This window comes from Candidatus Enterococcus ikei, from assembly GCF_017316105.1.
Lineage (GTDB): Bacteria > Bacillota > Bacilli > Lactobacillales > Enterococcaceae > Enterococcus_L > Enterococcus_L ikei.
In genome coordinates this window covers 182,383-196,384 of sequence record NZ_JAFLWD010000008.1, presented here as the reverse complement: position 1 = coordinate 196,384, position 14,002 = coordinate 182,383, and the positions used below count along the sequence as shown (strand labels likewise).

Annotated in this window: 13 protein-coding genes; 4 read left to right on the top strand and 9 right to left on the bottom strand. The window is 35.5% G+C overall.

The genetic code is table 11. The features are described from left to right. Window positions 1–144: 144 nt before the first annotated feature. Window positions 145–1,968 (bottom strand): LPXTG cell wall anchor domain-containing protein, encoded by a 1,824-nt coding sequence (locus JZO69_RS04080; RefSeq protein WP_207111617.1) that lies wholly within the window; start codon window positions 1,966–1,968, stop codon window positions 145–147. A gap of 174 nt (window positions 1,969–2,142) precedes the next feature. Between JZO69_RS04080 and JZO69_RS04075 the strand changes: the two genes are divergently transcribed. Continuing rightward, window positions 2,143–2,694 (top strand): NADPH-dependent FMN reductase, encoded by a 552-nt coding sequence (locus JZO69_RS04075; RefSeq protein WP_207111616.1) that lies wholly within the window; start codon window positions 2,143–2,145, stop codon window positions 2,692–2,694. Window positions 2,695–2,755: 61 nt separating this feature from the next. Here JZO69_RS04075 and ffh read toward each other — a convergent pair whose 3' ends face one another. Genes ffh through JZO69_RS04055 form a run of 4 tightly spaced genes read right to left on the bottom strand, consistent with a single transcriptional unit; the run spans window position 2,756 to window position 5,681 of the window. Continuing rightward, a complete protein-coding gene (gene ffh / locus JZO69_RS04070; RefSeq protein WP_207111615.1) occupies window positions 2,756–4,174 on the bottom strand; it encodes a signal recognition particle protein in 1,419 nt (472 codons plus the stop codon). A gap of 4 nt (window positions 4,175–4,178) precedes the next feature. Further along, entirely contained in the window at window positions 4,179–4,517 is a 339-nt protein-coding gene (locus JZO69_RS04065; RefSeq protein WP_207111614.1) for a putative DNA-binding protein, read from the bottom strand. Window positions 4,518–4,567: 50 nt separating this feature from the next. Next, window positions 4,568–5,212, bottom strand: coding sequence for an NUDIX hydrolase (locus JZO69_RS04060; RefSeq protein ID WP_207111613.1), 645 nt, complete (start codon window positions 5,210–5,212; stop codon window positions 4,568–4,570). Next, a complete protein-coding gene (locus JZO69_RS04055) occupies window positions 5,199–5,681 on the bottom strand; it encodes a 2-thiouracil desulfurase family protein (protein ID WP_207111612.1) in 483 nt (160 codons plus the stop codon). The genes JZO69_RS04060 and JZO69_RS04055 overlap by 14 nt, the downstream gene beginning before the upstream one ends. Window positions 5,682–5,826: 145 nt before the next feature. On the opposite strand from JZO69_RS04055, the gene JZO69_RS04050 reads away from it, so the two are divergent. Next, on the top strand, window positions 5,827–6,540 hold the full coding sequence (locus JZO69_RS04050; protein WP_207111611.1) for a response regulator transcription factor: 714 nt from the start codon (window positions 5,827–5,829) through the stop codon (window positions 6,538–6,540). Further along, window positions 6,537–8,297 (top strand): sensor histidine kinase, encoded by a 1,761-nt coding sequence (locus JZO69_RS04045; protein ID WP_207111610.1) that lies wholly within the window; start codon window positions 6,537–6,539, stop codon window positions 8,295–8,297. The genes JZO69_RS04050 and JZO69_RS04045 overlap by 4 nt, the downstream gene beginning before the upstream one ends. Window positions 8,298–8,357: 60 nt before the next feature. Here the strand turns inward: JZO69_RS04045 and JZO69_RS04040 are convergent, their stop codons facing one another. Together JZO69_RS04040 and JZO69_RS04035 are read right to left on the bottom strand one after the other, a co-directional pair. Continuing rightward, window positions 8,358–9,266, bottom strand: coding sequence for a phosphate ABC transporter substrate-binding protein PstS family protein (locus JZO69_RS04040; protein WP_207111609.1), 909 nt, complete (start codon window positions 9,264–9,266; stop codon window positions 8,358–8,360). Between the two features lie 359 nt (window positions 9,267–9,625). Continuing rightward, complete coding sequence (locus JZO69_RS04035) at window positions 9,626–10,789, bottom strand: pyridoxal phosphate-dependent aminotransferase (protein WP_207111608.1); 1,164 nt, start codon at window positions 10,787–10,789, stop codon at window positions 9,626–9,628. 201 nt (window positions 10,790–10,990) lie between these two features. Between JZO69_RS04035 and hisC the strand changes: the two genes are divergently transcribed. Beyond that, window positions 10,991–12,055, top strand: a complete 1,065-nt coding sequence (hisC, locus tag JZO69_RS04030; protein WP_207111607.1) for a histidinol-phosphate transaminase — start codon at window positions 10,991–10,993, stop codon at window positions 12,053–12,055. Between the two features lie 270 nt (window positions 12,056–12,325). Here hisC and JZO69_RS04025 read toward each other — a convergent pair whose 3' ends face one another. Both JZO69_RS04025 and JZO69_RS04020 read right to left on the bottom strand, forming a co-directional pair. Further along, on the bottom strand, window positions 12,326–13,216 hold the full coding sequence (locus tag JZO69_RS04025; RefSeq protein ID WP_207111606.1) for a LysR family transcriptional regulator: 891 nt from the start codon (window positions 13,214–13,216) through the stop codon (window positions 12,326–12,328). A 14-nt stretch (window positions 13,217–13,230) separates the two neighbouring features. Then, window positions 13,231–13,932, bottom strand: a complete 702-nt coding sequence (locus tag JZO69_RS04020; protein ID WP_207111605.1) for a carbonic anhydrase family protein — start codon at window positions 13,930–13,932, stop codon at window positions 13,231–13,233. Window positions 13,933–14,002 lie beyond the last annotated feature (70 nt).

The window sequence follows — 14,002 nt, the reverse complement described above, 5'->3', positions numbered from 1 at the left end:
TTGAATCCGTTCACTTTTCTTTCGTTCATAGCTTATTTTTTATATTCTTTATTTATTCGATTTATGCTTGAAATAGTTAAACGATATCTGTTCTTCAAATCCTATCAAGCAATATAAATGATAGGTAGCCTCATCCATCAGTGATTATTTTTTAGCTTGCTTTCTATTAAATATTATCAAGGCTGCAACTGCTGATAATACGGCTCCAATAATCATTAAAATTGGAGATTTAATTTCCCCAGTTTTTAGTAGACGCTGCTGATTTCCGTCACTTTTTTCATTTGGAATACTGCTATTACTTTGAGTGGTGTTCGTTGTTTCTGTGGTCGATGTTTCACTAGACGACTCTGCTTCACTAGTTTCGGATGTTTCCGTCACTTCTATAAGGTTGGTTCTGGCTGTTTTCAATTCTTGAGTCGTTTGTTTGATTTTGTTACGACTAACGGCTTGCGGTGTTTCTTTTGCTATTTGCACGAGGTTGATAGCTTCTGTTTTTTTATCATTCCAAGGTGTCCAGCTTTCTGGTGTGTAGTCGTCTTTCTTTAGTTCATTATTTTCTTCAATAACTGTTTCTAATTCTTGGATGTCCGTTGGTTGAACAATTTCTTCAGTTGTTACTAATTGGTTGATCAGTGTTTCAGCAGCTTCTTCTAAATCAGTAAGTGTTGAATTTTCATTGTCTACCACAGTTTGAGCGTTCTCTTTGACCTCAGTTAATTTTTTGGCAGATGAATCTGTCAATTCTTCTAAATCAACACTTTCAACTTCATCGATTTTATCTGTGATCACATCAATGGCTTGATTCACATTTCCGTTACCAACACCACCATTGGCATAATTAGTTAGACTGGCATTTCTTGATTGTGGTGTTCCATCCTCGTCTAGAGTATTCGCATTGTTTACATATTTTACTGATGAGTCTGTGACTTTTGTACTGTAATTAACAACTGCCGAAACGTATCCTTTGTCTCCGCTATAACTTCCTAAGCTTTGTAGCGATAGTATAAAGCCATTCACAGTAGGAATTACGCTTGTTATATCTCCTTGAATATTGCTTGGGAGTTGATATTTTTTTAAACTTACTTTATCTGCATTACGATAGTTAACACCGAATGAATCGCCAAGCAACTGTTGACCTGCTCCCAAGCTATCATTAATGATTGGCAGCAGCAGGTTTTGTCCAGAATTATTGATCGTGATCGTCCAATTTATTTTTTGAGGATCTAATGAATCGAATTTTCCGCTTTTAAAAATAGTTGTCGGATTCGTCGTTCCAGTACTTACACCGTTAATTTTGTTTACCATAAGTTCAAGATCACTAGTTGCACCGTTGATTGGTAACGGGATTGGATTGACGCCTTCTGTAGTTTGATTACTCACAAGTTTGACCCAAAAGAAAAATTGACCACTGATTGTATTATGATCTGTAACATAATCATTAAATGTAACCGTAACTTTATTAGTTGCTCGATCGATTTTTGCTATACCGATCTCAGTGCCATTTTCACTAAGTAATGGAAAATCATTGTAATTTACCATTTGTAAAATAGCCGGTAACTCAAACGTCAGTTCATCCCCTGCTTGTGCTTCATCAGGAAGATAAAATGAGTAATTGACTTTGATTTTGTCACTGCTTTTCACACGATGAATCGGATTATTCGCAATGTCAGTCAAGCTCACATTCGTTAATAGCTCAGAACCATATTCTTTTTTTGCTTTAACAATAGGTTGTTGCTTTGTCTGACTCTCGGTGGTACTTTCCTCAGTCGCGGATATGGTACTATCAAGACTTTCAGTACTACTATTTTCAGCTTGCTGTTCAAGGAGCTCTTTACTCGAAGTCACGTAAGATTCAGTTGTACTAGAATTAGTTTCTACTGCGTTTGTTTTCATCGAAATCCCTGTAACCATCAGCCAGAAAATAAATAATAACATGCTGATTTTACCCAATCGTTTTATCCTTCGCATCGTTTTACCCTCCGTTTTTAACAACTTTTTTATTAATTTTTATTATATAGCTATTATTTGACGCTGAACATTGATTTGCTTATGATAAACGAAAGTATTGATTTCTTGCAAAAAAGAAACTTTCAGCTTAAAATTAAATAATAGATGTTATTTATAAAATGGAGGAATGATTTTATGAAGAAAAAAATTGGTTTTTTTGTCGGAAGTTTGAGAAAAGACTCTTATAGTAAAGCAGTCGCAGTTGCTATTTCAAGTTTATTCCCAGAAGAATATGAACCTGTTTTTATCAACTTACAGGAATTAGAGATGTATAACCAAGATTTGGATGACGAAGGAACGCCTCCAGCTGCTTGGACAAAATTTAGAGATGAAGTAAAACAACTTTCTGGTCTGGTTTTTGTCACACCAGAGTATAACCGCTCTGTTCCAGGAGTTTTAAAAAATGCTTTAGACGTTGGTTCCCGTCCTTATGGTCAAAATGTTTGGGATGGTAAACCTGGCTTAGTTGTTAGCGTATCACCTGGCGCATTAAGTGCTTTCGGTGCAAATCATCATTTGCGCCAATCACTGGTTTTCCTTAATGTTCCTACCCTACAACAGCCTGAAGCTTATATCGGTAATGTTGTGAATTTAATCAATGAGGATGGAACTATTGCTGAAAATACCATGAGTTTTTTCAAAACAATCGTTGATTCTTATCTTACCTTTTTAAAGAAAAATAGTTAATTGTATTTAAATAGTCTAAACCAACGTTGAAAAACTGTTTGGTTTAGACTATTTTTTTACTTTATTTTTTCTTCTTTTTCTTCTTCTTATTTTTCTTCACCATGTGATTCATGGCCATTTTACCAAGTTTTCCTTTGATACCTCCGCCAAGCATTTGATCCATACCTGGGATGTCCATATTTCCTTTAGACATTTGCTGCATCATTTTTTTAGATTCTTTGAATTGTTTGATCATTCGATTGACTTCAACCACATTATTTCCTGAACCGGCAGCAATTCTCCGACGGCGGCTTGGGTTCAATAGATCTGGATTTTCTCTTTCAGCTGGTGTCATTGAAAGAACCATTGCTTTTTTACGTGCCACATCTTTAGGGTCGACTTTGACATTTTCTAAGCCAGGCATATTGTTCATTCCAGGGATCATTTTTAATAGATCTTCTATTGGTCCCATACCCATTACTTGATCCAATTGTTCGATAAAATCATTGAAATCAAAGCTGTTTTCTTTCATTTTTATCGCAAGTTCTTCAGCTTTTTTCTCATCATAATCTTGCTGGGCTTTTTCGATCAGAGTCAGCATATCCCCCATACCTAAAATACGGCTGGACATACGATCTGGATGGAAAATTTCTAAATCTGTTAGTTTTTCACCGGAACCGATGAATTTAATCGGCGCTCCTGTTACAGCACGAATAGACAATGCCGCACCACCACGAGTATCACCATCAAGTTTGGTGATAACAACCCCAGTTATTCCTAGTTGTTGATTAAAGCTATCTGCTACATTCACTGCGTCTTGACCAGTCATTGCATCTACTACGAGTAATATCTCATCCGGTTCTGCAACATTTTTGATTTGTTTCAGCTCGTCCATCAGCGCTTCATCAACATGAAGACGACCAGCCGTATCAATCAAAACATAATCATTTTTCTTTTCTTTCGCCAGTTCCATTCCTTGGCGAACGATTTCTACAGGATCTGTATCAGTACCCATATCAAAGACTGGCACATCTAATTGTTGGCCTAGTACTTTCAATTGATCGATTGCAGCAGGACGATAAATATCGGCTGCAATCATCAATGGGCGAGCATTTTCAGTTTTGATTAAGTGTTTGGCTAACTTTCCACCGAAAGTTGTCTTACCTGCCCCTTGTAGACCGGCCATCATGATCACAGTTGGGATTCGCTCAGATTTGTTCAAGCTAACCGTTTCTGATCCAAGTGTGGCTGTTAATTCTTCATCCACAATTTTAACGATTTGTTGTGCAGGTGATAAACTTTCAAGAACTTCAACACCGACTGCTCGTTCACGGACACGTTTGGTAAAATCTTTCACAACTTGTAAATTTACATCGGCTTCCAATAATGCCAGACGTATTTCTCTCATCATTTCTTTTACGTCAGCTTCAGATACTTTTCCTTTACGACGTAATTTGCTCATTGCCTGTTGCAGGCGATCTGTTAAACTTTCAAAAGCCATAATCTCATTCCTCTACTTCTTGTATTTGTTCTATATAATTAGCAAGCGTTGTATCTTTTGGGTAGGTTTCGTTTACATATTTTTTCAGTCCATCTAATAATTCACCGCGTACAATATAATCAGAAAATAAATGAAGCTTTTTTTCATATTCTTCTAAAATTTTTCCTGTACGTTTGATATTATCATAAACAGCTTGACGGCTAACTTCGTATTCTTCTGCGATCTCACCTAATGAAAAATCATCAGCATAATACATCTCCATATAATTCATTTGTTTTTCTGTCAACAAAGTGGAGTAAAATTCAAACAACGCGTTCATTCGATTGGTTTTTTCAATTTCCATACTTGTTGCTCCTATCTTCAATCCCTATTAGGTTACCGATTTCTAGATGATTAGTCAATAGTTCTTGTTTGATTTTCAAGGATTTTTTCAAAAGAGTCTATTAGATGGTCATAATAGCTTTGGGCATTTGCGCAAAAATCATTTTTGGAAAAACGTTCTTTTACTATTTCTTGCCTATTTTTATGCTGACGATAACCAGTTAAAACAGCTTCTGACAAGGATCCATTGAACAATTGCTTTAATGTTGTCAAAGAAACTGGAAATAAACTCTCCACTTCCTCTTCTTGTAAGTCAAAATTCTCCAAAATGATTTCCTTACGAACCAAGTAAACATTTGTAAATTCATTATCAATAAATGTGCCTAAATCTATCTCTACAGGGAAAACACCTAAGAATTCAGCCATATCAGCAGAAACTTCAATACCTAATTCTTCTTTTACTTCTCTAAAACCATCAAGAACAGTCTCTTCTTCTAATAAATGTCCTGCAGCTGTGATATCTAATTGGTTAGGAAAATCTTTTTTTAAAGAGGAGCGTTTTTGAAAATAAATGATAACATCTTCTTTGTTAATCGTGTAAAACCAGCAATGAAAGGTTTCATGCCATAGTCCTTTTGCATGAGCTGTTTGTCTTGTGGCAGTTCCAATCTGCTGGTAATTCTCATCAAAAATCTTTAAGACTTCATTTTCTGCCATCATAAACCTCACAATCAATTTGTGTTTGCCAGTCACTTTCTGAAACAACCGTCAACCCTTTAGTGATAAAATAAGCTGTGGCTACTCCACAACCACTTCTATGGTTACCGGAAAAAGTGCCGTCGTAAATACTATTGCCACCACAAGATGGGCTATTTTCTTTCAAGATAATTGTTGTGATATTGTTTTCAACTAGTTTTTGATGCGCAATGATTGCTCCTTGTTTAAACACATCCGTCATATCCTCACCTGTTTTCGTAAGAACCTTCGCCTTATTCTTCCAGACATCAAACCCGTCTCCACCTATTATTTCAGCGGGTTCTCTAGGAATCGGTAAACCACTTAAAACTTCAGGACATACAAGCATTGCTAGTCCATCTGCTACTAATTTTTTTAAAGCACCGATCTCTTTTGCTTGCCCATCATAACGGCAACATATCCCACCAAGACATGCACTAACACCAATCATTTGCTTCCCTCATTTCAATCTTTATTATTATACCATTTCTTTTGCTTTGAAAGTAGTTTTAGAAACATTCCATAAAGTTTTTGATACCTGCAAATCTGTGATAAAATGACGTTGTATTTATTTCGTATTTAAAGGAGCCAAATAGATGAAGAAAGTACTCGTTGTCGATGATGAACCATCGATCCTAACGTTATTAACATTTAATTTAGAAAAAGACGGTTATGAAGTAATGACCGCTGAGGATGGTGCTGTTGGTTATGAATTAGCGCTGTCCAACCAATTTGATTTTATCATCTTAGATGTTATGTTGCCAAATATGGACGGCTTAGAAATCACAAAATCACTACGTAGAGAAAAAATCGATACACCTATTTTGATTTTAACCGCTAAAGATGATCAGGTTGATAAAATCATCGGTTTAGAAATCGGGGCAGATGATTATTTAACAAAACCGTTTAGTCCTAGAGAAGTTCTTGCAAGAATGAAAGCTATTTTCCGCCGTTTAAAACCTGCCTCCAGCAAGTCAGAAGAATTTGACGAAACGACTAAAGCACCTTTAGTATTAGGTGAAATCAGTGTTGATGAACAAAATTATCAAGTGAACGTTCGTGGTAAAAAAATTGAGCTGACCCCAAAGGAATTTGAGCTTTTAGTTTATTTCATCAAGCGTAAAGACCGAGTGATCGACCGCGATACTTTATTAGATCGTATTTGGAACTATGACTTTGCAGGCCAAAGTCGAATTGTTGACGTTCATGTTAGCCATTTGAGAGATAAAATTGAAATCGATCCGAAAAGACCAGAATACTTGGTAACAGTAAGAGGATTTGGCTATCGCTTTCAGGAGCCTAAAAAATGAAGAAACGCCAACGAATCGAATATCTTTTAGTTTGGGTCATGATGGTTGCTTTATTTATCGGTAGTGTTTTATTGACGAACTACTTTTTCAAAAAGGAATTATTAACCCAACAAGAAGAATATTTACAAAAAAAAGGAACATTGCTTCTTGATCAGCTTCCTTCTGAACTGTTTGTGACACAAACAGTTTCTGCCCAACAAAAAAAACTTGTTGATCATTATTCGACGGATGAAAATGAGCGATTAACTTTGATGAATGCCAAAGGAGACATTTTTTACGACAGTTCTAACTCAACGCTACACGATTCAAGAAGCAGCCGACCTGAAATAAAAGCTATTCTTTCAGGTGCTGATTTTGGCTCTGCTTTAAGAAAGAGTGCTACTGTAAATAAAGAATTGCTTTATTTAGCATTACCAATACGGGAAAAAGGCGAACTTATCGGTATTATTCGTGTGGCAGAAGAAACAACTCAGTTTTCAAATAGCATTCAATCATTTCGAAGGTACATTTTATTTACTTTAGGCATTTTATTTTTAATTATCACAGCCTTTGTATTTTTGTTACTTCATCAAAAAAATGAACCTCTCGTCACGGTTTTACCCGTCTTGAAAAAAATTGTGAAATATCCTGATGAAGCTCGCTCAATCATCCAGGATTCGCCTGAATGGAATGAGCTTTACCAAACCGTCAATGTCTTAAGCCAACAAATGAGCCAAACTTATTTAGCTTATACATCAACTGAGGAACAGTTTCACGCCTTATTAGATGAATTGATGATCGGTGTATTTATTATTGATGTCAAAGGAAAACTACAGCTGATCAACCCTAAAATGCTTGAAATCTTAACAATCAAAGAAAATGATGCAGGGAAAGATTATTTTGACGTAATCAAAGAACCAGCTTTAATCCATCTGATTCATCAAGTCATCACAGAAAAAAGTTCTATACACCAAGAAATTAAACTAACAGACCTACCAAATGAAACAATTTTAGATATGTCTTTACGATTCATAGAAGAAGATGGCAATGATTATCAAGTTTTAGGTATCGCCTATGATTTAACTCGTGTAAGACAACTAGAAAAAATGCAAAAAGACTTTGTCAGCAATGTTTCTCATGAGTTAAAAACACCTGTTACTTCTTTATTAGGCTTTACTGAAACACTGTTAGATGGAGCAAAAGATGATCCTGAAACGCTCTCTCAATTTTTAGAAATCATGCAAAAAGATGCGTTGCGGCTACAACAGTTGATTCAAGAGATTTTACAACTATCACGTGATGGTAAAAATATATCCTATGATGATCAAGAGCTGCTCTTACTATCATTCACTCAAGAAATTTTGCGGTCATATCGTAAACCAATCAAAGAAAAGAATTTAACTATACAAATTATCGGAAATGAAACAATAAAATATACTACAAAGTATGAGCTTTTTTATCCAATTATCAAAAATTTGATTGAAAATGCGATACAATATTCCCAAACGGACGGAACGATCACTATTGAATTTGGTTTCGAGGATGAATTCTTTTTTGTAGTCAAAGATAGTGGGATCGGGATTAGTTTGGAAGATCAAGAGCGGATTTTTGAACGCTTTTATCGAGTGGATAAAGCACGCAGCCGCCATTCTGGCGGAACTGGTTTAGGCTTGTCGATCGTACACAATTATACTGAATTATTAGGTGGTTCGGTAAGTATCGACAGCCATCTGGGACTGGGTTCATCCTTTAAGATCAGCTTACCTAAAAATAGTTAAATCAAAAAGAGGCGAATGTTTTCACATCCAGCCTCTTTTTGATTATTTTAGGGGAAGAATTTATTTTTTTGTGATTGTGCCAGCTACATCCCGTTCTACTTTCATACCAGTCATTGGCAAGTAGCCCAATTCTTTTACAACTCCATTTTGAACATCATCTGATACCATAAAATCTAGAAAAGCTTGCACGTTTTCGTCAGGTTGGCCTTTTGTATACATGTGCTCATATGACCAAATTTTCCAAGAATTGTCCGCAACGTTTTCTTCGGTTGGTTTTACATCATCGACACTTAAAGCTACTGTTGAGTCATCCATATATGAAAAAGCAAGATAACTGATAGCTCCTGGCGTTTGAGCAACGATTTGACGAACAGTTCCAGATGAATCTTGTTCTTGAGATTGAACTGCTTTTGCTCCATCTAGTCCCCATTTTTCAAAGGTTGCTCGCGTTCCGCTACCGCTTGGACGGTTGATTACTGCGATTTCTTGATCTTTTCCGCCTAGATCTTTCCAGTTTTTAGTTTTTCCGGTAAAAATATCGATCAATTCTTGTTTGCTAATGTTTTTAACGCCGACATCTTTATTGACCACAGGGCCCATTCCAACCACCGCGACACGATGGTCAACAAGTTTTGATGCATCTACGCCCGATTTTTCTTCAGCAAAAACATCAGAATTACCAATCGTTACAGCGCCATCGGCAACTTGAGAAAGTCCAGTTCCGCTACCGCCTCCTTGAACTGAAATTGTATAATTAGCATGCTCAGCAACAAATTGATCTTTTGCTGCATCCACTAAAGGTTGTAAGGCAGTTGAACCCACTGCTACGATTTTAACAGGTTGATTACTGTTACTTCCGCTATCTTTAGATTTATTACTACTCTCACTAGTTGCAGCTCCTTGGTTGCCGCATCCTGCGATTAAAAGTCCTACACTTAAAACAATTGCTGATAATAAACGTTTCTTCATTTCTACACGTCCTTTTCAATTAGTTACAAGCTTAGTTTAACAGCGGTGTGTTAATTCTGTTTCAACGTTCTGTAAATAATGAGTAAAGGAATGTAAAGGTTTTGTTGAGAAAAAAATAGATGTAGGACAAAACACTTCGAGTTTTATTAAGACCACCAAAAATTCAAATAAACGGTGTGAACAAGTCAAGTTCTTCGGAAATTTCCTAAAAAACCACACCATGCGTTTTATGCATTGCGCGGTTATTAGTCCAATTGTTCGAACCTAAACGACTTTTGTTACATCTTAATCTAAAATCTGAATATATCTATAAGTTGATGCACTTATTTCTCCATGCTAGCTGTTCTTGTATCAGCCTTTTAATTTTTTATATATTTTTCGATACGTTTCATTGCTTCTTTGAGTGTCTTCAAATCTGCTGCATAACTAATCCGTACATAGCCTTCTGCCTCTTTACCAAAAGCAACACCTGGGATGATAGCCACCGCTTGTTTCTGGGCTAAATCCACACAAAACTGCATGGAATCCTGCTCATATCCTTCAGGAATTTTAGCAAAGATATAGAAAGCCCCATTAGGCCGAGCTACCTCAAACCCTAAAGCGGTCATTTGATTATAAACAAAATCTCGACGCTCACGGTATTCTTCTTTCATAACTGCCGCATCATTCATGCCTTCAATTAAAGCTCTAACTGCGGCTTTTTGTGAAATAGTAGATGCTGCTGTGACCAAATATTGATGAACTTTGATTATTTCAGCGATCAAATTTTCTGGTCCAAAGATAAAACCTATTCTCCAGCCAGTCATTGCGTGCGATTTTGATAAACCATTGATTAAAATCGTTTGTTCTGGAATAAACTCTGCAATTGAAACATGCTGATCTTCATAAGTCAATTCACTGTAGATTTCATCACTGATCACAAAAATAGGATAGTTTTTCAATACTTCTGAAATTGCTCTTACTTCTTCACGATTGTACGTCACACCTGTAGGATTACTTGGATAGTTTAAAATAATTGCTTTGACCTTATCACCGTGTTCTGTCATCGCCTCTTCAATCATTTCTGGTGTTAAAATAAAATTATTTGAACTTGTATCAATATAAACTGGCTCCGCTTGAGCTAAAGTAATCACTGGTTCATATCCTGGGTAAATCGGCGCAGGCATCAACACTTTATCCCCTGGTTCTAAAATAGACAATAAGCTTGATGAAATCGCTTCAGTCGCTCCAACAGTTACTAAAACTTCTGAAGATGGTTGATAACTTACTCCATATTTTTCTTTCATAAAAAAGGTTGCTGCTTCACGAACATCCGTTAAACCAGCCATTCCTGAATAATGTGAAAAGTTATTATTGATTGCATCATGGGCTGCCGTTTTTACATGCTCTGGCGTATTAAAATCCGGCTCTCCCAACGTAAGTTTTATAATTCCTTCAATATTCGTTACTTGCTCGTCGAACTGGCGAATCGTTGAAACGGCAATTTTATATACTTGCTTGTTAAATCTCTTAGTTAAATCCATGAGACACCCTCCCAGACCTTCAACTTTTATCGCTTTTTGCGTTAGTTGAATTTTTCTTAATGGAATTATAATAGCATAATAAACTGTAAAATGAAATTTGTATTTCAAAAAAACAGGTTTTTCTTTTCGTTTTCACATATTTTTCTTGCACAAATTTCTCTGCTTCTTTATAGTTATAAGAAATGAAGGGAGCACGCAAATATGAAAGGCATTCGAAAGATCACACCTTATATTCCAGGAGAACAACCAGACTATCCACATATGATCAAACTAAACACAAACGAAAATCCCTATCCACCCTCACCGAAAGTAGCTAGTGCATTAAAACATTTTGATACAGAACAATTAAAACGATACAGCTCTATAGATAATTTGTCTCTGAAAAAAGCTCTTGGAAAAAAATACGGACTATCTTCTGATCATTTTTTAATTGGAAATGGTTCAGATGAAGTGTTAGCTTTTTGTTTTCTAGCATTTTTCAATAGTTCTGATCCTATTTTATTTCCCGATATCACGTATGGATTTTATAAAGTTTGGGCAGACTTATTTCAGATTCCTTTTAAAGAAATCCCGTTAACCGATGATTTTGAAATAGATTTAGAGGCTTACAATCAATTAAATGGGGGGATAATTATTGCTAACCCCAATGCGCCTACAGGCTTGTTTAAATCATTTACTGAAATCAAGTATCTCCTAAAAAAGCATCCAGAAGTTATCGTGATTATTGATGAGGCTTATATTGATTTTGCTGGACACTCTGCAGTTTCCCTTCTAGATAATTACCCGAATCTAATCGTTATTCGGACTTTTTCAAAATCAAGTTCTTTGGCAGGCTTGCGAGTGGGTTATGCCATAGGAAATCCTAAATATATTCAAATTGCGGAGAGTATAAAATCCTCCTTTAATCCTTATTCTGTAGATATGTTAGCTGAAAGATTAGCAGTTGCTGCAGTTGAAGATGAAGAATACTATGTAGAACTATCGAAGAAAATTTGTAAAACAAGAGATTGGTTTGCAGAAAGCATCAAAACATTCGGTTTCTCTTCATTCGTTTCAAAAACAAATTTTGTACTTCTAACACACCCGAATTTAAATAGTGAAGATCTTTATCATTATTTGGAAACGCAAGATGTATTCGTTCGTTATTTCTCAAAAATCGAGAGATTAAAAAATTATCTACGCGTTTCGATTGGAACACAAGAAGAAATGGAAAAAGTGGCTCAACTGATAGGAAATTTTGCCAAAGATAACCATCGTGACTTCTAGAATTGTTTTCGGAGTTAAACCGTTCTGATCCCACCGTTTATCCGACTTTCACGTGACTGGGATGTGATTCAACGGATTCTATCAAAAGATGCACAGATATACTGATCCATTGAAGATTTATAAATTTTTTTCTCCATTATTTTTATATACCAATTAAATTTTTTCTCATAGAACAATATTTACACTAAAAAAACCACCTTTTTAACACGGGTGGTTTTTTTATATAAGACTATTTTTAACCTAAGCAGAATTTAACTAATTTTAGCAGTTTCAAAATAACTGTTTTAATTCTTTAATAAAATATTGACCAATATCACTTATCGTTTTATTCTTTTGATAAAGTATACAGATTTTGTTATTTGTACTTTCTGCTAACGGAATCAACTTTATTTCTTTTTTAGTAAAACCTGTCACAACACCAGAACCTGACGCGTAAGCCTCAGTTTCAACAAGTAAATTCATCAAAGTCCCGCGATCATTTGTATAAATCACAGTTTCTTGTTCTTGATTTTCGATTAGGTCTTCTGAAAAATAGGCAAAGTTACTACCTTCTTGGGTAAATCGAACTTGAGGATAGCAGCATAATTGTTCCAGCTGGATTTCTTTTTGTGCGGCTAATGGGTGATTTTTCCCAAGAAAAATATGCGTTTTAAAGCTACCTACGATCTCATACGTCAAATTAGCTTGCTCTAAATAGCGCTCGATCCCTGCTTGATTTTGACTATTTAAATAAATAATTCCTAATTCGCTATGATAACTCTTTACATCTTCAATTACTTTTAATGTGGTAGTTTCAAATACTCGAAAGTTTTTGTATTGCTCTTTGAATTGCTGGATCACTTTGCCCATGACTTCCCCTAAGAAATCATAATGCTGAGAAGAAATCGAAAACCGTTCACTCGTAGTCACTTCTTGGTAGCGATTTTCAATCATTTCCATCTGGGTCAAAATTTTTTCTGCATGTTCTAAAAATGTCAGCCCTTCATCAGTTAAGGAAGCGCCTTTGTTTGTACGGATAAATAAAGTAACGCCAATTTCTTCTTCTAATTCACGAATCCCATTAGACAAGCTTGGTTGAGTGATAAAAAGTTTTTTCGCAGCTTCTCTAAAACTACCATTATTCGCAACAGCTACCACATACTTCATTTGTTGTATGTTCATAATAGCCCTCCATCCTATTCAGAAAAATAGATTTTTCGTCCATTTAACGATTGGACTGGTCGATTATTAAATGGCAACATGCCTTCGTCGATTCGTTGGAAAAAATCATGATCCATTTCTTGAACCGTATCAAAAACAAACCAATGAACGGGCCCTTTAGTTGGCGGTGTTGTTAATGATCCTAAATAGTGAAAATGAGATTTTTTTTCAGGTAAAAAAATTGAAGGATCAAACCATTGTTGATGTGTTTCTGAATTCCAAACAAAAGCAGCCTGTTTTTTTGAAAATTTATTGTCTTCTTTAGTAATCATAAATAAACAACCAACTACTAAGTTATCACCAGAATTATTCATATGAACTAGATGAAATTCTAATGGACAGTGTTCCCCATCAAAAGTGTGCTCACTCGGTGTATGGAAATGAATATCTGTTAAATAATATTTTTCATCTTCAAAAATCACATAACTTTCTGTATTCGGTGGAACAAAATGGAACGTATTTTTAAATTCTTTTTCTGTAAATTCTTCTGTTTTATAATGAAATGCAATTGCTCTATCCGTCGTTCCACCATTGATCAACTCTTTTGATAGATTGACAGGAGATTGATAAGGATATTTAGCACCCGTTGAAAACCAATCACATAGCGTATGCCAGTGCTCTGGTCCAAGTTCTCCTGTATATCCCCACTCTACATCCATATTCCTAATATTTTTCATCAAACCCCACCTTCAGATTTTATCATTTGAATAACTGTATCTTATTTATTAATAACAGTCAATTTTGAAA

Coding starts and splice junctions, on each gene's coding strand:
- JZO69_RS04080 (WP_207111617.1), bottom strand. CDS start 1,968: ATGCGAAGGATAAAACGATTGGGTAAAATCAGCATGTTATTATTTATT.
- JZO69_RS04075 (WP_207111616.1), top strand. CDS start 2,143: ATGAAGAAAAAAATTGGTTTTTTTGTCGGAAGTTTGAGAAAAGACTCT.
- ffh (WP_207111615.1), bottom strand. CDS start 4,174: ATGGCTTTTGAAAGTTTAACAGATCGCCTGCAACAGGCAATGAGCAAA.
- JZO69_RS04065 (WP_207111614.1), bottom strand. CDS start 4,517: ATGGAAATTGAAAAAACCAATCGAATGAACGCGTTGTTTGAATTTTAC.
- JZO69_RS04060 (WP_207111613.1), bottom strand. CDS start 5,212: ATGGCAGAAAATGAAGTCTTAAAGATTTTTGATGAGAATTACCAGCAG.
- JZO69_RS04055 (WP_207111612.1), bottom strand. CDS start 5,681: ATGATTGGTGTTAGTGCATGTCTTGGTGGGATATGTTGCCGTTATGAT.
- JZO69_RS04050 (WP_207111611.1), top strand. CDS start 5,827: ATGAAGAAAGTACTCGTTGTCGATGATGAACCATCGATCCTAACGTTA.
- JZO69_RS04045 (WP_207111610.1), top strand. CDS start 6,537: ATGAAGAAACGCCAACGAATCGAATATCTTTTAGTTTGGGTCATGATG.
- JZO69_RS04040 (WP_207111609.1), bottom strand. CDS start 9,266: ATGAAGAAACGTTTATTATCAGCAATTGTTTTAAGTGTAGGACTTTTA.
- JZO69_RS04035 (WP_207111608.1), bottom strand. CDS start 10,789: ATGGATTTAACTAAGAGATTTAACAAGCAAGTATATAAAATTGCCGTT.
- hisC (WP_207111607.1), top strand. CDS start 10,991: ATGAAAGGCATTCGAAAGATCACACCTTATATTCCAGGAGAACAACCA.
- JZO69_RS04025 (WP_207111606.1), bottom strand. CDS start 13,216: ATGAACATACAACAAATGAAGTATGTGGTAGCTGTTGCGAATAATGGT.
- JZO69_RS04020 (WP_207111605.1), bottom strand. CDS start 13,932: ATGAAAAATATTAGGAATATGGATGTAGAGTGGGGATATACAGGAGAA.